We start from the raw sequence: 20526 nt of genomic DNA, 5'->3' as shown, positions 1-20526 counted from the left end.
CGTTGTATACTGTTACTTAACATCATAGATGTAAGCAGCGTCCATGTCGGACAAGATCAAATTGGAGGCAAACGATGCAAAATAAAAATAAAACGGTCGTCAGATCGATGGACCTTCTTCATTTATTCCTGACTCATTCGAAGCTCACGATCAATGAGATGGTCGAGCTGTCTCATATACCCAAAACATCCGTGCACCGTATGATCGGCTCCCTGGAGGAAATGGGGTTTTTGACCAAGCAAGCCGACGGCGGCTACACCCTCGGCCTGTTATTTTTGCAATTCGGGAATTTGGTGGCGGAGCGTCTCGATATTCGGCATGCCGCACTGGAAGCGATGCAGCGGTTGCGCGACGAAGTTAACCGGGCGGTCCATCTTGCGGTGCGGGACGACTCCTCCACCATGTATATCGAAAAGCTGGATACCGATCACCCGGTCCGGCTGTTCACCAAAATAGGCAAAAAAGCGCCGCTCTACGCAGGCGCTTCTTCCCGGATCATACTCGCCTTTATGCCCGAGGCGGAACGGGAGACCTATTTGAACGAAGCAGAATTGAAGCCGCTCGGCTCCGGAACGATCGTGGACAAGCAGAACTTACGCCAAGCCTTGGAACAATCGCAAAAAAACGGCTACAGCTTCAGCCGTTCCGAGCTTGAAAACTACACGGCCGAGCTCGCCGCCCCCATTATGGATCATACCGGCCAAACCGTTGCGGCGCTCAGCATAGCCGGGCTCGATGTGCAGTTTGGAGACGAACATCTTCCCGATCTCATCCAGAAAGTCCAACAAGCGGCCTATGACATTTCGCTAAGGCTAGGCTATTCCGTAGGCCATCCGCTTCCTACCGTCAAGTAATTGCAGGCTGCTTGGAGCAAGCCTACACCATATAGGGCTTGCTCCGCGCTAATCCGCGAGCTCTTCCGCAGCGTTATACCGCTCGGCCCTCCACTGCTGCGGGCTGACCCCGTATGTCTGTTTGAACAGGCGGGAGAAGTAATGAATGCTGTTAAAGCCCGTTTCCTCGGAGATCTGCTGGATGCTCATCCCCGTATGGATCAAATAACTCGTTGCCGCGCTCAGCCGGAGACGGCTCAGATCGTAATCATTCCGGGCGAGCTGTAGTCCGCTTCTTTTTGTAAGCGATTCCAACGAATAGCTTTGAGGGCAAGAGATAGAAGCGAATTCTAACGATACTTTGCACCTCGCATTGGCAAATCACTTTTTCACATTATTGACATACCAGCAGCGGCGTAGAAGCTCATATAAGGAATCCCGCAGCGCCGTATTGACATCCTTCTCGCCTTTGGCAGCGGCGGTGTAAGCGGCCAAAAAAGCATTTCTGGCGAACGAATCGTAAGGCGTTATCGCGTACGGCTTGGCAAACGTCTTCGGCACCGCATCCTGCGCTTTTTTGTCGACCGGAATCGTCGGCACTTCCTTGGCGTAAGTCGCCATTACTTCGGCGCGGTTGCGCATTGCCGGGAATGGTGTAAACCCGGATAAAGTTATCCATGAATTTCCGCCAGTTGTCGTTGTTTAACGTCGCCTTGCCCGTCTTCGGATCAACGTAACCTTGCGACATCTGGTTCGCGTTGGCGATATATGAGGTGTAGTCTACAAAGCCTTGGTACTGAACGCCGCCCTCGTTGCGGGTCAGCCGCTTGGCCAGCTCAAACACTTGATCCCACGTCATGCCGCTCGTCGGATAGGAGACGCCGAATTTATTAAACAGCGTTTTATTGTAAAACAGTGCTACCGTAGCTACCCCGTTCGGGAAGCCGTAAATTTTACCGTCGCCGATCAGCTTGATCAGGTCGAGCACCGCCGGTTCCAGCTTGTTCAGATCGTAGTTGTACTTTTTGATCAGATCGGTCAAATCGTCCTGCAGCCCGTTGTCGATAATCAGCTCAGGCGCGGTCGATTGAATCAAATCGAACTTGACGCCGGCCGCAACGAGGTCGGGTACTTTCTCGTTGTTGCCTCCAAGCACCTTAAACGTAACATTCGGATATTTCTTTTGAATGAAATTACCGAACGTCGTCATGAACCGCTCTTGCGTATAACCGGACAAGTAGGCCGTCAATTCGACCGGTTTATTGTCTTCCTGCGGTTTAAGCGCAGTCTGCGAGTTCTTCTCTTCCTTCGTTCCACTGCAAGCCGTAAGTGCAGATACCAGAAGCACGACCGTCAATGCAGACGCCAATTGTTTTGCCATTTTGAACCCCCAGATCAATATCTTGAAACAGGGTTCAACTTCATACCGGCGCTTTTTTCCGGAAATCGGGAAAGCGTACCGGCTTGCCTTGTTCCGCTACCGATTGTACGGATAACGGAAATACGCTGCTCCACAGCACCGCGTCATATACATCGATCGCGGGCCGGCGACGCTCCAATATCGCCCCGACAAACTCATCAATAATGAAGAAGTCGCCGCCGCCGTGTCCGGCCTTGTTCGCCTCTTCGTTCCACTTGCGCCATAACGGATGCTCGTAATCGGCTGCATGCGTCCATAGCGGCTGCCATTCGGCTGCCGGCTGGCCTTCCAGCCCTTCGGATTTACCTGGAGATCGGCCTTCCAGCCATACTAACGGTCCTTCGCCGTCGTGCCGCGCCGACAAATAGGCGCCTTTCGTTCCTTGCAGCCCGTAATGCGTCATATTATGCGGACGCGCCGACACCCAATCGAGACGCAGGGTAATGACGACGCCTTTCTTCGTGCGGATCAGCGTGGTCGCCGAATCGCCTTGTTTCCAGTACGAACCGTCTGAGGCTCCGGGATGCCGCTCGCCCAGATGCTCATCGTAATAGTGGCGCATGGCCGCAGTGCCCGACGTAAATGTCGTCATATAATCGAACGCGTCTCCGCCTTCTCGGCCAATTCCCAGCCATTGCGCCAGTGGACCGAGCGAATGAGTCGGATAGTTCATGCCGTTGTAAACACGCTGCAGTTCGCCTCTCCAAGTCAGCTCGCCATCCGGATGATGCGTCAATTTGCGGCAATCGTGCAAGTAAGCGCCCTCCACATGGGTAATTTGTCCGAACGCGCCTTGCCTCACCATCTCGCCCACCATCATGTTCGGACGCATGAAGCAATAATTTTCCGCCATCATGTACGTAAGGCCGGTTTGCTCCACCGCTTCGATCAAGCGCCAGCAATCGTCGAGCGTGTGAGCGGCGATCACTTCGCTGAGCACATGCTTGCCGGCACGCAAGGCGCGTATCGCTTGCTCAGCGTGAATGACGAGCGGAGTCGCCAGCAGCACGGCATCGACCTCGGGATCGGCCAACAGCGCATCGAAATTTGAAAACGCTTTTAATTCTGGATTGTTTTGTTTCCAATCGGCCAGCATCCGTTCGTTTAACTCGCACACCGCCGTCAACTGCACCTTGTCGGCCAACACCGCCAACGCCCGATTGAAATGTTTGCCTCTGCGCCCACCGACTACCGTCAGACGAATGGGCTTATAGCTAGCCACTTGTACTACCCCTCCCCGTTTCTCTTCCTAAACAGAGCGAGTCTGTCTAATCATGTCGATTTTCCGTCAGATTCGCCCCGCTCTTGTTCAGGATATTGAATGTTGTTTACTATACGAACTTCACCTTCATATTACCATGCGCGTTGTTCCGGCAATTAACACATCTTGCTTGGATTTTTGCCCGATTTGATCTTTCTTGCATGTTTTGTACCAACCCTATCCGCTCACTCGATTATTGCTTCATTTTCCGGTACTGATTCGGGGACATGCCTACGAGCTTTTTAAATACGCGGCTAAAATGCGCAGGATGATTATAGCCCACACGGTAGCAAATATCGCTTACCGCATGCTCGCAGGCATGCTCGTGCAGCAGCCACTTCGCTTGTTCGATGCGTTTATGGCACAAATATTCGAATATGCTTAAGCCCGTCACTTCCCGGAAAATACGGCTTAAATGATATTTGCTCGTATAAAAATCGGCCTCCATATTTTCCAGACGCAAATCATCGGCAAAATGCCGCTCAATAAATTCAATCACTTCTCGGGCCAGACGCTCCTTCTCCTTCGAGGGGGACGACCGTTCCAGCTCCGCTACTCCGCACTGCGCCCCGATAAACAGCAGCAGATCAAAAAAAGCGACCAGCATCCGGTTGAACTGCGTCTGATCTTGACGATGCAGCCGGTGAAACCGGTCGATTTGCGCCAATATCCGTTCAAACTCTTCCCGGTCCTCAGCACCGAGCCGAATCCGGGCGTTGTTGACGGTTTTGAAAGGCTCCAGCGGGCTATAGCTCAGCAGGGATGAACTAAAAATTTGCGCCAGCTGCGCGTCGAACACGAACTTGCTGCCGATCATGTCGTGCACCCTGGCATGTACGCCATGTATGGTCAAGCCGCTCAATAAAATCAAATCGCCGCTTTCTATATCTATTTTGCGTCCACCCATCATGTAGCTGAATGATCCGGAGTGGATGTAACCGATCTCATATTGCGGGTGGGCATGAATGACAGGGGATTCATTGCAGCTGTCTTGACGGTAACTATAACGGGTAAACGAAAACATAGCGCTCCTCGCTTTCATTATCGGTCTCCCTAGTGCAACCTGCTGCCATGGCGTCATGACATCTGGCCGCCGCTTTGTACTCTCGGTTCTGCACAATAAATCACATGTGATTTCCTTTATTATTGAATAATTATTTTAGGAATGGAATCCCTTCCGTTGCTTCGGAGGCAATACTTTGTTTGATGAATTCCCTCTTCACTCGGCAAAAGGTACAAGTTCTTGTCATTCGACACAAACGAACAGGCGAATGTCGGTGGACAAGAACTTGATGTCATAAATGACAAGATGATCCCATTCCCGGCCGTTTTGTTGATTATATAGTGAAGAAGTTGAAGTGACTATAAAAAAAATAGAAGCAATGGTTAGCCCATTGTCTCCTAAAGGTTCAATCCCAACTGTTATTTTATGTTTGGGAGGGTCGGTCTGAAATTCGTCAAATTTTGAAAAAGTGTCAATAAGCTGCCAGCCGCTTACGGAAAGGTTCTCCACAAACGGAGGAGGACGACTGCCGCTTCCGCTCTTGTCGCTTCTCCATAAGGCATATACCGATCCCCTTCTCGTCCTTCGACCAATCCGCGCTGGTAAGCGACTTGTATGGACCCTTTCGCCCAATCCGGAATATCGGCATCATCGGCAAATGCGGTTGTCTGCGTACGGTCCATACCCCACTTCATGAGCCTGGCCATCATGACAGCCATCTCTGATCGGCTCACCGTCTGGTTCGGCCGGATCGTACCGTCCGGGTAGCCTTCCAGCAGGCCGAGCCCCCCTGCATCTCTTACCGTCTCAAGTGCCCACGTAGGGACCGTATCCAGATCCGTAAAAGAAAGCTTGTCCGCTTCCCACCCTGAAGGGGACCCTGCCGTGCGCAGCAGCATAGCTGCAAATTCCACTCGTGTAACGAGTCCTTGTGGACGGAATACCGTCGCGGAATCACCTTCTACAATGCCTTTTGCCGCCGCTTCACATATTTGGGGTTCAGCCCAATGGCCTTGGATGTCACGAAACGCGCATGACGGGCTTCCGGTTGTACCGGGCTGCGTGACTTTTCCTGCTTGGCGGTGCACCGTCAGGCTGTAGGTCTTGATTGCGCCGTTCTCTGCTTTAACGATAATTTCAAATTTATTATCCCCTTGGGTGAGAACAAATGTTTCTACTCCGTTAAGATGAGCTTCACCCAGGGTCACCACAGCTTTGGCATCGGATGAGAGGACCTGGATATCCACCCGTTCCGCTGTCGTTTCGACCTTGTAGCTTGTAGTTTCCGCAGCAAATGCCGGGGATAAGGTCAGTTCGATTCCCCCAGCCAGCACTTTGAGCTGCTTGATATCCGCATTTCCTGATGGATATACACTGCCGGAACTAGTCGGGGAGGAAGTATTTGCGGCTTCCACACGGACGGTCCGCGTCACTTCCGCGGCCGCATTACCAGAGCTATCCTGCGAGTTGTATCGTAGTTGATAAGTTCCCGGGGTCTGATGATCTACACTTCCTGTCACCACAACCGGTACATTCCCCTCAAATTGATCGGCGGCCGTCGCGCCAGGATCAATGTAGCTATCGCCTTCTGTGAGGACAATGGAGGCGCCGCCCAGCAGCGTAATAACCGGAGGCTGCGTATCAACAACGTAGACGGAACGGATTACGGTCGGTGCCGGAATACCCTGCTGATTCGAAACGCGGTACTCCAGGTTGTACGTTCCCAATTGATAAACGTACACCATTCCGATTACGCTCATTCGTGACGTAATATCACCCTCGACACGATCGGTGGCTGTCGCACCCGGATCGGTAAAGCTGCTGCCCGCTTCGACCTGCATCATGGAGCTGCCGAGCAGTGTAATTTGTGGAGCTGTCGTATCTACCGTAAACGTATGGAGAACCGACTCAGCGCTTATATTGCCCGCTCCGTCGGCGGCCCGCGCCTTCACCGTATGCACCCCGTCCGCCAGCCCAGAGCTGAACGTCCACGTCCAGCTTCCATCTCCTTCTGCCGTAGTCGCTCCCGCTGCGCTGTCGTCCAGCACGATCGTCACCGTAGCGCCCGGTTCCGCCGTACCGCTAACCGTCGGCGTCGCATCGTTCGTCAGTTGGTCGTCACCCGGGATCATGAGGACAGGCGCTGCCGGAGCCGTCCGATCCACTACATCGAACGTTAAGGTTTGCAACTGCTCGGGACGCGCTACCGTATGTTTCACGGTTACGGAGATGGAGTAAGTGCCCAGCGGATAACGGCTCTCATCCAATACCGTTGATAGGCTGAACGTCTGGTTATGCGCAGTGGCGATACCCGCATAAACACCCTGGGTTACGGTATGATTCGAAGCGTCCTTGATCGTATAGCTGACTTCCCAAGGTTCGCCCAAGCTGCCGTCCCGGACAAAACCGGTGATCGCAAGCTGGTTATACCCCAGTTCAGTCGCATAGATCGATGCGGCCGGAAGCGGATTAACCCTTAATACGGGAGCCAAAGTTTTCAAGTAGGGGTAGCTCGACCCTGGTTGAATTCCCCAAATGGCCGGGTCCCAGCCCACACCGGCAATGTCGATTTGTTTCAGATCTTCCCGGCTCATCGCTCCGGCGGTTCCTGACTCCCAGCCCTTGGTTTGGAGGCCGGAATTATCAACGTCGCTATTCCAGTAGGAGTTTGTGATCGTGATGTTCCCAAAGCCGACCAAATTGCCAACCAAGCCTCCTATTTTGGTGCTCGTCTGGTTGCCTGAGCCCTTTCTCACCATTCCTGCAGCATAACTGTTCACAATGGATTGATCGTACCCCGTAACACCTGCTAACCCTCCGATATTAACCGAGGTATCATCAGCACCCGTCACATTACCGGTTGCATAGTTATTAAGATGACTACTGTTTTGGTTCCAGCCAACCAATCCGCCTGCATCCCTGCGGCCGTACACATCTCCTGTCGCATAGCTTTGTTCGATATTGCCATTGGAGTTAATACCGGCTGCTCCCCCGGCATAAGTATAACCTGCGTCGATCCGAACATGCGCATCGCTGTTTGTCAAATTGGCAATTGATAAATTACCGACTATGCCGCCAGCTGAGTAACCAATATCGGCGCGTATTTCACCGGTCACTGAAATACGGTCTAAGGCTGAGTAAGGAGTAGAAGAAGAAATAAGTCCAACAAGTCCCCCAACGTTGGCACCGGAAGTATTAGATGTAATATCTACATTCTCCAGTCGTACATGTGTAATCGTTGCAGGCTGTCTCATCACACCAAATAAACCGATATTGTTGGCTGACGAATTGATTTTCATTCCGCTAATGGTATAATCGGCTCCTTCAAAATGGCCTTTGAACCAATCGCTAGCCGTACCGATCGGCTGCCAGTTGCTATAGGCTGATAAATCAATGTCTGCCTGAAGTTTGTAGCTTGCCGACAAGTTATCCCGGACATGGTCCAAATCTTCTGCTGTTGTAAGGATATAAGGATTTCCCGGGATACCGCCTCCCCCGCCGCTGAACGTATACGCCTGAGCCTTCGACGGCCACAGTCCCGTCAAAGGCCCTAGTATAAGCAAAGTAATTAAAAAAATCGTCAACCTCTGTTTCATTCCAAATCCTCCATTCCTGCTCCTGTAGCGTCTAATCCTCCGCATGTTCACCATAGATTCAACCATAATGTATAGCAGAGTTTGTCTACTGAGAAGTGTAGCAGAACCCTATGAAAGAATTCTGAAAGAATGGATTTCGGTGATGCCGGACTGCGTTAAACTGTCCGTTAAAATAGCGAAGCTGCCGATCCAAGTCAGCAGCCTCGCTATAGGTGAATATTCAGCTGTCGTACCCGTCCCTCGGAATGTGCCGCCGGGAAAAAAGGAATTCGTCCTTTATCCTTCATCGTTCAGTATATTTTCTAAAATCAAATCCGCACACTCTTCGGAAGTGTTTAAATGTGTGTTAACGGTACAATTATACTGGATATCTTTTGCCATGATTTGGTTTTGCCAGTCCGATTGGTTTTCGGTTCTATTTCCCCGTGCTATATTTCTTTGACGGCAAATGTCTAACGGGCAAAATACTTCAACCATGTATAAGGGGTACCCAGAAAATAAATTCTTCACTTTTTCATAATGTGGTCTTAATTCAGGTCTTTCCACCAGAATACCGTCAATAAGCACATTTTTACCATGGTCAGAAAATAATTTGGCAGTGTGGTACATCATCATAATTGCTTCACTTAAATACTTCCAATAATCTTCACGAAGATAACGTTCACCTATCATTTCTTCAAATAGGTCATTGGCAACAACATAATAAAATTCGTGCGATTTTAACTGTAAAGCATCTACTATTGAGGTTTTTCCAGAACTCGTAACTCCGTTTAAAAAAACGATTCTGCCTTTACTCATTTTCTTAATACCCCTTATTCGTTCAGTTCCTTCAATTTTACCAGCGAAACTGTAATTCTGGAAATAAAAAACAACTATAATTAAACTAAACTCCCGTAACTTCAAAAAAGGGCCGCACGTCTCTCGACAGCCCTTGAACAATTCAAATCATCCCCGCATCCCTCTAAACCAATTGTCCCGGTGCGAACCGCTCCATCATAGCGGCGATTTCCGTGCGTATTTGTTCCAGCTCCGCGTCGTTATCGGCCCCGCGGGTGGCACGTACGATCCAATCGCCAATTTGCCGCATTTCGGCTTCTTTCATTCCCAGCGTCGTTACGGCCGGCGTGCCTAACCGGATGCCGGACGGGTACCAAGGCTTCCGATCGCCGGGTACGGCGTTTTTGTTAGCAATAATGCCGGCCCGCTCCCAGCGAATCGAAAGCCAATGCCCATCCTTGGCAGCCAGCCCGTTAGCGGAATGAACGATATCGAGCAGCAGCAGGTGATTCTCCGTTCGTCCGCCCATCAGACGAAAGCCCTCCGCCTGCAAATGTTCGGCCAGCGTCTTCGCATTGCGGACAATCTGCCCGGCGTATTGCTTGTATTCCCCGCTCATCGCTTCCCGAAAGGCGACTGCCATAGCTGCGACCGTATTCATGTGCGGGCCTCCCTGAAGTCCCGGAAACACCGCTTGGTCAATGGCGGGGCCTAGCTCTTTTTTGCATAGGATGAGTCCGGCTCTCGGTCCGCGCAGCATTTTGTGCGTGGTCGTGGTGACGAGATCGGCATGGGGGAACGGATGAGGGTGATACCCGGTCACGCACAGTCCGCAAATGTGAGCGATATCGGCCACAAGCAACGCGCCGGCCTCTTTGGCGATTTCCCCCAAGCGCTGAAAATCGATCCGCAGCGGATAAGCAGTCGCCCCGCAGATGATCAGCTTGGGCGAATGACGGCGGGCCAGCTCGCGGATTTCGTCATAGTCCAGCTCATAATCGGCGTTCAGTCGGTATAAAACGGCTCGATAGGATACGCCCGTCACGTTCACGTGGTGCCCGTGGGTCAAATGTCCGCCGTAGTCCAACGAAAGCCCGAGAAACGTTTCTCCCGGTTTCAAAAACGCATGCAGCACCGCAAGATTGGCCGGCGAACCGCTCAAGGGCTGCACATTGGCATGATACGCCTCCGGATTCGGCGTAAACAGCTTCAGCGCCCTTTCGATGGTCAAGCGCTCCAAGGCGTTTGTGTTCGCCTGTCCGCGATAATACCTCCCGTTTTTCTGCATGCTTCGTTCGCCGTTTTCCCAAAAATACGGATAACCTTCGGCGTACTTGTTGGTGAATGAGGAGGCCAGCGCCAGCCGGACGGCCATGGAGGAATAGTTTTCAGACGGGATGAGCGCAAGCGTGCTTTTTTGACGAACGCTTTCCGCCTCCGTCATGGCTGCAACCTCGGGGTCATGCTGGTCCAAATACGTCTGAATCGTTTCCACTTCGATCAACTCTCCTTTGCGGGATTGGATGGGGAAAACAAAAAAAGAGCGCTTAATCCGAAGATTAATCACTCTCGCCCAGGCGTACGGCACATACCCCGCGTGCTTCCTCATGGTTCCCCATGCTCCGCCAGTCACACGCAGTACCTTTTAATTAGTCATATAATATCAAATATTCTGACAGTTAACAATCATTCTTTGCGAGATGATTCTACTTTATCCGGGAATGGCTGCGTTTACGCTAATCCCCCTTATACGTATCTGCTTGGAGATTGACGGTCCCCTAGCCTCCTCCCAGCCTCTGCTAACTCTCCAGACCAAGGATCAGCTCCGCAATGTAGCTTTTCTGCTCAAGCGAAGCCGCAGGGGCAATCAGCCCCTGTTGGAGCACCGACGGATCACTGATGTAGGCGGAAAAGTCTGCCAAATAAGCCGCGGCTGTCTGCACGGCCCCTTGTTCGAGCAGAAGGCCGACGATATCGATCCGGTACTGAAGCTGCGCAGCCAAGATACCCTGTATGGCCTCGGACGTAGCTGCGTCCAAGGCGATTTGTTCCAGTCCGGACAACGTATAGGCGATTGCAGCCGGATGCAGTGTTATCAACGACTGCCTCGCATTGCCTGCCTGATCGGCAGCTACGATCCGCAGCGACAGAGGCTCGGAGCGTCCGCCGATCGCAATCGGCGTCCCCGGTTCATGCTCCGTCCCGTCGAGCCACACCTGAATGCGGCCGGGGCCCGACAGCGTGTCTGCCGCATAGACGGACAAGACGACCGAAGCCGTATCATCCGGCAAGCCGGAGCCGTCCTCCACGGTAACGCCGTTAATTGCCGCAGTTATGGCCGGCGCGGTTCGGTCGATGCGCACAAGGAACGCTTTCTCGGCTTCCGCGGTTCCGTTCGCGTATACGGAACGGTAGGTGAAGCGATATTCGCCCTCGGCGGTCAGCGTGACCGGTCCGTTGTACACCCGCCATTCTCCTGTAGCTCCCGCATGTCCGGAACTGCCGCCACTGCCGGGCGCGACCGGGCCTCCGTCCGGACCGCGTTCTGCCTCCACCCGGTATTCCGTACGCTGAACCGCTGCTGCGTTTCCGTATACGTGCAGTTCTACTGTAGCGTCTCCGGTATGCCAGCCGCTCCCGCTTCCTCCCTGCACACTCGCTTCGGTGATCGGAAACGTGTCTTCCGCGACGGTCTCGGAGACAAGCGGAATCGCAAACGCTCGTCCGACGGCGACATCATACTGGTAGCCTTGGTTGAAGTTCGCGTTGTTGAGATAGCCGCGCACAACCGTCTTCTCGCCGATCGACAGCCGCAGCAGACCGCCCGCAAGCGGCACAGCGCTTTTGATTTCATAAGCCGCATTGCGCACGCCGTCATTATCGACGAAGATCCAGCGGCCGGTCAATTCGCTTGGGCCGATGCCTTGCAGATCGGTCTGCACATCAATATAGTTGTCGTCGGTCAGCGTGCGGGTGAAGTCCGCCACCGTGCCGGTCAGCCGAGCGACAGCGGCAACCGGTGTCTCGCCGATCGGGACGAAATACGAACCGTCATGGACCTTGACATAAGTCTGTACGCCGTCCTGTTCCGAATAAACCCCGAAAAACCCGCGAAACCGCAGCTTGCCGTCGATTTCGTATTCCGTGTCCGAGTCCGGCGCGTAGACGATGTAATCGGTACGGCCGTTAGCCAGCTCAACCTTGACGGCGCGCGCCTCGTTCGTCTGCACGATGCTGCCGTTCCGGCGCACTTCGGCCTGACTAATCGACTGAATATAGCGATCCCCTTTGTACGGCTCGATGACCGCCGTAAACAAGCTGTCCAGATTCGTCCCTGACCGTTTGCCGACAAAATAGCGGATCTGCTCCGGGTTGCCCGGCTTGTTGTCCGGCGGCAAACCGTCGGCCAGCGCTGCCTCGTCCAGCTCGCCCAGCATCGTCAGACGCAAGTGGGCGTCGGTCGGAGCGCTCGCCCCGTTGCCGTACATGTTCCATGTATCCCGCACGTTCCAATCGACGCTGAACTGTGCAGGCGGTGCGGCGTCGCGGTCTACATTTTTCAGCCAATGAAACCCGCTGCCCGCATAGCCCGATCCCTGCGTTATGCCGGATTCGGTGCCAAACGGCACGCCTGGACTAGCGTACGAGCCGACGTACTGTCCGCTGCCGTCCTGCTGCGGAACGAGATTCAGTCCCTCCGCGCTCACCGTCCCTTCCATCGCATGGAAGCTGTAGCGATGGTCGCTTCCGCCTTGCACGCGGAAAAAGTCCACGGCGTAGGAATGGTCCTCGTCCACCTGAATCATCGTTGTCGTCCGGCGGTAGAGCGAGGTTTGCGGATATACTTTGGGCGCTTGCGCGTCGATCAGCATCACCCGTCCGTCCCCGTCGAAATGCAGCGGCTGCGCCACATCCTGCACGTTTTGCTTCGCCTGATCGACGACAACCGTATTGTGGCTGATCGTATTGTTCATCCACTGGTGCCGGTGCGGATCGACTGCATCGGCGAATTTCGGGTAGCCGAGATCAGGCGCCAGATCGAGGCCGTAGGCGTGGATGCCCAGATTCAGCGTATCGCGATGACCGTGGATGCGCGAGGTGCCGTAATACATCCATAAGCCGCGAAGCGTATCGAGAGCGGTCTGGTCGTCCGGTTCCGGCGCGTTGTCCACATCCCACAGGCGAAGCTCGGTTACGCCCATTTTGTAATTGGAGGACTGCGGGGATTTGCCGGCGTTACGGAACGAGAGCGTATGCTCGCCCTCCGTCAGCGCAAGCTCAGCCAGCGGCTCCAGCTCCTTCGCGGAACCGAAGAAATCGATCGTTTTCACATACGCGTTGTCGATGTACACATCATAGATGCCGTAGGTGGACGCCCGGAACGGTCGCAGATCGACCCGGTACGTGCCCGCCGTCTCCACCGGAAACGCAAACGTAATCGAATGATTCGGCTCGTTCGCCTCCAGCTGGATCGTGGCGGACGCTTCGAACAGCCGGTATACCGCGCTGCTCTGTACAACATCCAGCTCGGGAAACAGCATATGGATGCCGCCGCCGGTCTGCGATTGCCGGGAAATGCCGTCGCGCAGCGCGGCAAAGCCGAAGCCGGACAAATGGCTGCTCTCCGGCTGGAACGTGCCGTAAGTGTCGATAATCTGCTCGATGTCTTCACCGATCGCGCCGGGATTGTCTGAGAAAATATCTCCATGTACAGCCGACAAGCGGTTGTTGTTCAGGAAATAGACAAGCTGCGCAAAAACCGGATCGCCATACACCTCGAACGCCCGCAGCAGCTGGTCCTTGTTCATCGTCAGCCGCGGATTGCCAGTGTACGTGGAATCGCCGATCGACGGCGTATACCGGTTCAGCATCATCAGATCATGCACCGAGCTGAACATACTGCCGAATTTCACATTCGCGTACAGATCCGCCTCAGGGTACAAATCGTAACCTCGCAGCAGATCGGCGACGACCAGATAGGTCTGAAGCCAGCCCGCATTGTACGTCGGCGAGCCTTCGTTGCCGAAGCCGTCGCGGTCCACGGTATTGACGAGACTCGCCAATATGTTGCCGCCGGTCAGACGGATCGGATCGCGCAGCAGCTCGCCCGACTGGAAATTGAAATCCAGCCACTGCCTCGTTTCCGGCAGCGAGTCCAGCACAACCGCAGCCATGGCCAGCGCGCTCTGATGAAAACCGTTATTGCCGTATATGTTCGCCTGCTGCACCGCCGGGTACACCTGCCGCACGATGCCGTCCTCGATATTTTTGCGCATGCCGACCGCCGAGTTTTTGAACGACAGCTTGAACTGCTGTCCTTTGGCCGCCAGAAACGCCAGTACGTCCTGCATGACGGCCGCATCCTGCGTCGCGGGATAAAAAGCGTCATAGGCGCTAAGCAGCACTTTCGACAGGTCCGTCTCCCAAATTGCGCCGACGGCTTTGCCTGTGCCCAAATGTCCGTCGGAGTTCCAGAAAACGCTGCGGTCCTGCTGGCGCAAATCCAGGTCCGGATACAGATCGGCGATCCGGTCCAGCATCACCAGACCAGCCTTGGCATACTGCGCGTCTCCCGTATACAGGTAAGCGTCCCGCAGCGCGGTCAAGCCGTTGAACACAATCGCTTTGCCTGCATACCAGAGATACCAATGTGCATAGTACGCAATAAACGTATAGCGGTTGCCTTGCTCATCGACCCATCCGTAGCCGTCGTCGACTCCCCAATTCGGGCCGCGTTCGGGGTACAGCTCATTGACCAGCAGATCGCGGTCGGCCAGCTCCGGACGGAAGACGCCCTGCTCATCGAGACCGCTGTTATAGTAAGCGCCGAAATCGTTGGTCGGAAACACGTAGCCGCTGCTCGGGTCTACAATTTTCCAGGGTGTGCTGAGCGGATCGCCCTCATACGGATAATTGCCGTAAGCGTCGATCGCTCTGCCCGTAACGGGACTTCCGAGCGGCTGGTTAACCGCGTAGCTGCGCGGAATCGTTTGCGGGGGGATGCTGTTCCACAGGTATTCCCAGCCTTTGTCCACATACGGCTGCGCTTTGGCGACCGCCTGGTCCCGCATGCTTTTGGCCCAATCGTACTCCAGCGCATTGGCGCGGGCGTTGGCCGTCTTTTGCGCCGTGTAGATCGTGCTTCGTGTCTTGTCGCTTGTCAGATGCAGTGGACCGACCGTGAACGTGCGGCTGTCGCTTGCCGATACTCCGTCCAGCGTAACGGTCGCGGTCAGCGTGGCGCTTCCCTGTCCGACCGCTTCAAACAGCCCGTTCGGCGATACCGGGCTCAGCACCTGCATGTTATCGCTTTCATAAATGACCGCCGCATTCGACAGATCGACCCCCGCCGTTACTCCGGCGCGCACATACTGGCTTTCCATAATCGAATCGCTGTCGATCGTCAATCGGACATTGTGCAGCCAGGCCGGATGAAGCTCCAGCCGATTCAAATATAAGTACAAATAATAGCTGTTCACCGACGGCAGCAGCACACTTTGCGTGCCGGCAAACTCCAGCGTATGCGGCCCTTTGCTCAAATGCAGCTTCTCGGCAAGCACGGTCTCCACATTATTGACCCGCTCGGGCGCATAAAAACTGAAATCCTCGGCGATCGGCTGGCTGTCGATCCGGATGTCCGCATAACCTCCGGCGTAGTTTTTAAATGACGACATCCGGATGTCGTACGGCCCCGTCTCCGGCACATAAAACGAAAGGCGGATGAACGCTCCGTTCGGATCGGCGGTCGGCGCGCCGCGAATCATCTGGTACACGCCCGTTCCCATCGTCATCGGCGTCGGATTCGTCTCCTCCACCCGCCAGTCGAGACGGTTCAAGCCGGTGTGCAGATCGTTGAACGGGTACACCGTCGCCGGCCCGCCCTCCTCCGCCGGAAGCGGGATCAGCCGGAAGCTGTCCAGATACAGGTACAAGTAGTACGTGCCGACGCTGTCCAGCAGCACAGACTTGACGCCGGCAAACTCCAGCGTATGTTCACCCGCTTCCAGGCGCATCCGTTTCACGACAATGCTTTCCGTGCCGTTCACCCGCGCCGGTGCGTAAAAGCTGTAGCCGGACGCGGCCAACTCGCCGTCGATGCGGATATCCGCGTAACCCCCGGCATAGTTTTTCATCGAATCCTTCAGCCGGACTTCGTAATATCCCGTTTCCGGCACACGGAACTTCACCCGAATCATCTCGCCGTTCGGCTGGTCAGTCGGAGCGCCGCGAATCAGTTGGAAAATCGCGGAATCCATGCGCATTGGACTGGGCAGCGTGGCGTCCAGACGCCAATCCGGATTGTTCGGATCGTTGACCAGATCCATAAACCGGTACAGCGTGTCCGAAGCCGCGCTCTGCACGACTGGCGGCTCCGTCCCGGGTTCCGCCTTGGCCGTACCCGGCTGAGGCGGCAGCAGCCCGCCGGTTGCCAGCGCCAGCACTAGCAGCCAGATGAACGGAAGCAGCCGCCTCCGGCGATCGCTTGTTATTCTCATCCTTTCCTCTCTCCTTCGCAACTGGTTTTCTTGAGCAGAGCAGCAATACGTATCCTAGCGGATTCGGCGCAGCGCTGCTTGCCAAGCTTTGTGGAAAAAAGCGGCGGCGACGGAACAGGCCCCTATATCCTTGGTGGTCCTTTTCCCTTCTGCCGCCGCTGTTCCTAATCGAATTGCCGTCTGCGGTCTCAGCGCAAAATTAGCCTTTCCTAACGGTTACTGGCCTTGTGCGTCCCGAATCGCCTTGTTCAACTGCTCGTCGGCATCGCGCAGCGCCGTATTCATATCTTTTTTGTTCGAAACAATATCGTTGAAGGCTTTCTGAAACTCCGTGCCGGCAAGATGATTATAAGATGTCATATTCATCGGAGCGGCCGGCTTCGGGAACATCGCCTGGATGTTTTTACCCCGGAATTTGTCCAGATCCTGACCGTATTCCTTGCGCAGCTCCGGATTGTTCAGGACGGTCGCCCAGCCTTTGCGGTTATGGGCGCGCTGGAACTCCTCGGACAGCAGGAAGGCGATCACGTCGAAGGCCGCCTGCTGATGCTTGCTGAGCGAGGTGACATACCAGTAGTTCGTAAGCGCCTGCGGACCTGCGCCGACGGCCCCTTCATAATACGGGACAGTAGCCACATCCCAGTTCATCGTTTCCGGCGGCGTACCGCCGCTAAAATTCGTATACATCGCGACGCGCTTCTCCTTCTCGAACAGCGCGCGCTGTCTGGAGGACGCCATCGTCGCCGTTTCCACATCGTAGCCAGGCACCATATACAAGTCCACAATGCTTTGCATAATCTGCTTCCAGCCGTCAGAGCTAAAGTTCGATTTCAGCGTTTTCGGATCGATCGGGTCCAGCGACAGCTGGTTCGAGTTGACCTGGGTGGACGGCGAGGTAATGTAGCCATAGTAGTTGTTCCCGTCCTCGCTCCGCGTCAGCCGCCGCGCCAGTGCGGCTAGCTCGCTCCATAACATGCCGTCCTTCGGATAACGAACGGAAAATTTGTCGAACAGGTCTTTATTGTAGTACAGTCCGGACGTCGCAACCCACACCGGCAAGCCGTAAATGGCTCCGTTTCCGAACTTACGCTGCGTTTCGATCAGACTGGGCTCCACCTTGTCCAGATCGAGCTTGCCAAGCCGGATCATCTCGGTCAGATCGACTTGAAGCCCGAATTCCTGCATCGTCGATAAGTAAATCCCTGTCGAGCCGAACAGCAGATCGATCGGCGTTTTTGCCGTAACGACGTCACGCAGCGACGACCCTTCCCCCGGTATGATAAAATCAAGGGTAAGGTGGGGAAATTTCTGACGGATCGGCTCTCCGTATTGGGCCTGAAGCGCTGCAGCGTCACCGCCGCTGGCGCTGAAAATGGTCAGCTTGATCGGCTCGGGCGGCTGTTGCTTTTCGGCCGCCTGCGGCTTGCCGCCGCCGTCCGTACCGGTCTGCGGGAGCTGCGCCTGGCCTCCCCCGCAAGCGCTTAGTGTCATCACCGCCGCTAGCGCACAGGCAATTCCTGCTCGTCCCCGTATGTTCCGTCTCTGTCTTCTGGTCATGAAATGAACCCCTTCCCCGACTGTTGTTCGCAGGGGCTTGACAGGCACCCCCGCGCGTTGTCATGCTTTACATGAACAATCGTAATACGGGACGGGTCGGAAGATAATGTCCGGATTTGACGGCTTTATATCCGAATTTGACCTTTAAGGGGCGTTGGCTATGACTTTTCCGCAATACGACGAACGCACGCCGTATCAGGACCCGTATTTGGGCATGTTCATTTACCGCCACTGGAAACCGTATTATCCGCGGCCGATCGGAAATTTGTGGCATTACCATAAACAATTGGAGCTGCTGTGTATTTTGGAAGGCCGCATGGAGATGCGGATCGAGGAGGAAAAACATCGGCTGGAGCAGGGCGACGTGCTGCTGATCGGCTCCTCTCAGCCTCACTGCACCTGGAGCGTGGATACGGAGCGGGTTGTTTACACGATTCTTCATTTCGAACCGGTGCCTTATCTGGATCCCGCGATGCTCGTCTATTACCGGTTTTTCGCCGAAATCGACGCGCCGCTCAGCCGGATCAATAGGCGCTTCAAAGAATCGCCCGAGCTGCGGGAGCAAGTCGGACGGATGATGCTGCAGCTGCTGGCTGAAGTGGAGCAAAAGCCGATCGGCTATGAAATCTCCGCCAGTCTGACGATCAAGCAACTGCTGCTGCTGACTCTCCGCCACGGCTCTCCGAAGGATCTGGGGGAGTTGTCGACGCATACGTATAACCTGCGTCCGGTGCTGGAATACGTGGACCGAAACCTGACTGAGAAAATCGACATGGAGCTGGTCAGCGCGATGATGGGGATGAGCTATCATTACTTCTCCCGCTACTTCAAAAGCGTGATCGGCATGACGTTTGTCGAGTATGTGCATATGCGGCGGATCAAAGAGGCGGAACGTCTGCTGCTGACCGAATCGTGCAGCATCGCCAATGTCGCCGCCCGGGTCGGCATTACGAATATGACCTACTTTTACAAATTATTCAAGCGCTTTCACCAATGCTCGCCCAAAGAATACGTACAGCGTGTTCAGGCGGGACGCACCGCCATCCCTAGTTCCGGAGAGAACGCCCCTGAGTTGGAAGGCGGCCAGGCATAATACCTCGCCGCCGGCTGAGCCGGCTTCCCCTGCAAGCCGGCTCTGGACCAGAAGCCTCCGCAATGACATCCCCGGCCTTCCAGTTACTTTGCCATAGATGTTTTAACCTTTTCCTTTTGGAACTTTACATACAAAAAGACCTGCATCCTTCGTGACTGGAATGAATCCTCTTCTATCCTTTTTACTGTTTAGATACTGCGTAAACTCAACGAGCGCCCCCTTTTCCATTAATGCGGCTTTGAATGAAGGGCTAATTGAGAAGATGAAATCGGCTAATTCCTTGGCGACGGGAATCTCCAAGCGAGAATAAATACGAAAAACTCGTTGCTGTTGGTTTTCATGGGAGACCTCCTCCTTGTTCGGAGCCGGGGGCAAAAAAACAATAGCTTTAAAATAAAAATCCGCAATAGATGCGGATTCATCAGCATGTTTGTTCCTCGCCCTCGAACGACTTTTTTGTACAGCGGCTGTGATGGCTTTAGCAGCCGGTCAATTCGTATAATCCGAGACCGGCCGGGTCGTTCCGCGGACGGTCAATTGAGAAGCCACTTTTACATGACGATACCCGCCTTCCGCCGAATGCTCATTGCCTGTCAAAATGTCCAATACCGCGTTCGCCAAATGCTCGACGTTCGGTCCAACCGTCGTCACCGCTATGTCCATCATCTCCTCAAGTTCCGGAACATCGTCGTAGGCGATGAGCGAGAGATCTTCCGGAATCCTTACATCGCACATTCTGCACAGCTTCAGCAGCTTGAACATCGCGACATAGCTGTCGACGATGAGCGCCGTCGGCCGCTGCGCTTTCGTTTTGCGGAGCATATCCGTTACCCGGTTCCACGATTCCGGAGCGTTTCTCGGAGTAAAGAGGAGGCGGTCGGGATGATCTTCCAGTTGAAAAAGCTGCGCCGCCCGGTCAAAGCCGGTGATCTTCTCCGTATTGTAGCCGATAAAACTGATTCTACGGTGGCCGAGCCCGGCAAGATGATCCACAGCTTGTTGAACCGCCTCTTGCCTGTCGATGGATACCGTATGGTAGTAAGGGCTTGGAGCACTGTTGAACATCAGCATCGTTCCCTGAAACGATTCTCTAGCCCGGATAAACTCCGGGGACGTATTCTCTCCAGTCGGCCATATCACAATGGTATCGACAAAATGTTTGACGAATGTTCGAATCGCCGCCGTCGGATTTCCCATCGCGACCATCACCGAGTATCCTGCCTTTTCGGCCTGGATTTGAAATTGCTCGAACAAGTGATAAAGGAACAGACCGGATTTGTTCGGCCAAATCAAGCCGATGCTGTCCGATTTGCGGTCGACCAGGCGACGGGCGGCAAGATTCGGAACATAATTCAATTTATTGGCGATGGCTATGATTTTGTTTCTTGTTTCCGCGCGGACTCCCGGTTCTCCGTTAAGCGCTTTAGACACCGTCGTGAAGCTGACACCCGCCATTTGAGCAATATCTTTAATCGTAACCACGGATTCAC

12 protein-coding genes, 1 pseudogene and 1 riboswitch are annotated in these 20526 nt (G+C 54.4%); of the genes and pseudogenes, 3 read left to right on the top strand and 10 right to left on the bottom strand.

Features of this window, described 5'->3' with window-relative positions:
- Positions 1-74 precede the first annotated feature (74 nt).
- A complete protein-coding gene (locus tag AC3Y2E_RS15575; RefSeq protein WP_379211795.1) occupies positions 75-854 on the top strand; it encodes an IclR family transcriptional regulator in 780 nt (259 codons plus the stop codon).
- Between the two features lie 48 nt (positions 855-902).
- Here AC3Y2E_RS15575 and AC3Y2E_RS15570 read toward each other — a convergent pair whose 3' ends face one another.
- From AC3Y2E_RS15570 to AC3Y2E_RS15555, 4 genes are all read right to left on the bottom strand, one after another.
- Positions 903-1148 (bottom strand): helix-turn-helix domain-containing protein, encoded by a 246-nt coding sequence (locus AC3Y2E_RS15570; RefSeq protein ID WP_379211793.1) that lies wholly within the window; start codon positions 1146-1148, stop codon positions 903-905.
- 109 nt (positions 1149-1257) lie between these two features.
- Positions 1258-2214 carry an ABC transporter substrate-binding protein gene (locus AC3Y2E_RS15565; RefSeq protein ID WP_379211790.1) on the bottom strand — a complete coding sequence of 319 codons (957 nt, stop codon included), beginning with the start codon at positions 2212-2214 and terminating at the stop codon, positions 1258-1260.
- A 40-nt stretch (positions 2215-2254) separates the two neighbouring features.
- A complete protein-coding gene (locus AC3Y2E_RS15560) occupies positions 2255-3475 on the bottom strand; it encodes a Gfo/Idh/MocA family protein (RefSeq protein WP_379211788.1) in 1221 nt (406 codons plus the stop codon).
- A gap of 232 nt (positions 3476-3707) precedes the next feature.
- On the bottom strand, positions 3708-4556 hold the full coding sequence (locus tag AC3Y2E_RS15555) for an AraC family transcriptional regulator (RefSeq protein WP_379211785.1): 849 nt from the start codon (positions 4554-4556) through the stop codon (positions 3708-3710).
- Positions 4557-4851: 295 nt separating this feature from the next.
- Between AC3Y2E_RS15555 and AC3Y2E_RS15550 the strand changes: the two are divergent.
- A pseudogene (locus tag AC3Y2E_RS15550) lies at positions 4852-4993 on the top strand (helix-turn-helix transcriptional regulator); the annotation flags it as partial.
- A gap of 15 nt (positions 4994-5008) precedes the next feature.
- Here AC3Y2E_RS15550 and AC3Y2E_RS15545 read toward each other — a convergent pair.
- The 5 genes from AC3Y2E_RS15545 to AC3Y2E_RS15525 all read right to left on the bottom strand — a co-directional run bounded on the left by AC3Y2E_RS15545 (position 5009) and on the right by AC3Y2E_RS15525 (position 17943).
- Positions 5009-8113 carry an immunoglobulin-like domain-containing protein gene (locus AC3Y2E_RS15545; protein WP_379211783.1) on the bottom strand — a complete coding sequence of 1035 codons (3105 nt, stop codon included), beginning with the start codon at positions 8111-8113 and terminating at the stop codon, positions 5009-5011.
- A 276-nt stretch (positions 8114-8389) separates the two neighbouring features.
- Positions 8390-8911 carry a phosphotransferase-like protein gene (locus AC3Y2E_RS15540; RefSeq protein ID WP_379211781.1) on the bottom strand — a complete coding sequence of 174 codons (522 nt, stop codon included), beginning with the start codon at positions 8909-8911 and terminating at the stop codon, positions 8390-8392.
- Positions 8912-9074: 163 nt separating this feature from the next.
- Positions 9075-10385: a serine hydroxymethyltransferase gene (gene glyA / locus AC3Y2E_RS15535; protein ID WP_379211779.1), complete on the bottom strand. Its 1311-nt coding sequence runs from the start codon at positions 10383-10385 to the stop codon at positions 9075-9077.
- Positions 10386-10454: 69 nt separating this feature from the next.
- Positions 10455-10533, bottom strand: a riboswitch (ZMP/ZTP riboswitch).
- Between the two features lie 156 nt (positions 10534-10689).
- Complete coding sequence (locus AC3Y2E_RS15530; RefSeq protein WP_379211776.1) at positions 10690-16386, bottom strand: heparinase II/III domain-containing protein; 5697 nt, start codon at positions 16384-16386, stop codon at positions 10690-10692.
- 216 nt (positions 16387-16602) lie between these two features.
- On the bottom strand, positions 16603-17943 hold the full coding sequence (locus AC3Y2E_RS15525; RefSeq protein WP_379211774.1) for an ABC transporter substrate-binding protein: 1341 nt from the start codon (positions 17941-17943) through the stop codon (positions 16603-16605).
- A 160-nt stretch (positions 17944-18103) separates the two neighbouring features.
- On the opposite strand from AC3Y2E_RS15525, the gene AC3Y2E_RS15520 reads away from it, so the two are divergent.
- Positions 18104-19036 (top strand): helix-turn-helix domain-containing protein, encoded by a 933-nt coding sequence (locus tag AC3Y2E_RS15520; RefSeq protein WP_379211772.1) that lies wholly within the window; start codon positions 18104-18106, stop codon positions 19034-19036.
- A 489-nt stretch (positions 19037-19525) separates the two neighbouring features.
- Here AC3Y2E_RS15520 and AC3Y2E_RS15515 read toward each other — a convergent pair whose 3' ends face one another.
- Positions 19526-20518, bottom strand: coding sequence for a LacI family DNA-binding transcriptional regulator (locus AC3Y2E_RS15515; RefSeq protein WP_379211770.1), 993 nt, complete (start codon positions 20516-20518; stop codon positions 19526-19528).
- Positions 20519-20526: the final 8 nt, after the last annotated feature.

Source organism: Paenibacillus sp. MAH-35 (assembly GCF_058135425.1).
This window is presented reverse-complemented; position numbering and strand designations above follow the sequence as displayed.